At 35.6% G+C, this 919-nt stretch carries 1 protein-coding gene; it reads right to left on the bottom strand.

Annotated elements, in window-relative coordinates; all coding sequences use genetic code 11:
* Positions 1–481: 481 nt before the first annotated feature.
* Positions 482–919: hypothetical protein (locus G3R48_RS17070; RefSeq protein ID WP_212593426.1), on the bottom strand; the 438-nt coding region annotated here is incomplete at its 5' end.

Here is a 919-nt window from a genome sequence, read left to right as displayed (position 1 = left end):
CGCTATGCGGGCTTTTTTGATGCCGACAACAGGTATTATGGTAAATACTCGACTAACTACGTGTTCTACTGTTTGTCGGTTTTAGTTAACCAGCAGGTTGTCTTAACGATAATGTAGCCGTTATTTTTAACTAATAAGGTCATATTGTTAACGTCAGGCATAATAAAAGACATTATGGCCTCAGAGTTATCATCAGAAGCAGCTCTCTGCATTACTACTTCGATTCCCTTTTCTTTGAATCTATAAGTATCCAGTTGCCTATTAAACTTAGAAAGACCTACAACCATACTTAGTTTGTTATCTTTAACAGTAAGAGATGCTTCCTGAGTACCATTACATCGGTAGTAAGCGGTGTAACCGTCAGCAAAAGATCGACCGGGGAATATAAATGCTAGGAACGCAATTAACCAATACATAGTTGAGAATCTTGGTATTACACATTTCACTATCCTCTCTTTCATTTTTCGTTCACCATACTTTGTTATCTGATTTTTAATTTTTCTATTTTATAAACCAAGTCTCTACCAAAAAGGCGAAAATTATCCTCAAATAATAATAATTGTTTAAGAACATCCATGAAAGCAGCTGCTTCACCCTCAGTTATGGGAGCTACTCTATATAACATATAACCTGAGTTAAGGGTTTCTTTTATACTTTCTTCAATGCTCATTATAAATATTAGTGGATTATCATTTTTCTTCCCCCATGGGTTTCTAATTAATCCTTCGATGTACTCAGGTCCTTTGCGTCCTATTGCCTGCGCAATATTTTTTATTTCATCTGCGTGAGGGCTTTGTTGTACAGCTTTGTTTATGCCTGCTTGAGTGATTTTCAGAGACTTTACACCGTGTATGTTGTATGAGATAAAATGTAATAAATAAAGATGCAATGCAATTAATCCACCATTCCCTACAACTGA

The sequence above is a fragment of the Shewanella intestini genome, from assembly GCF_018221465.1.
In the GTDB taxonomy this organism is placed as follows: Bacteria; Pseudomonadota; Gammaproteobacteria; order Enterobacterales; family Shewanellaceae; genus Shewanella; species Shewanella intestini.
This window is presented reverse-complemented; position numbering and strand designations above follow the sequence as displayed.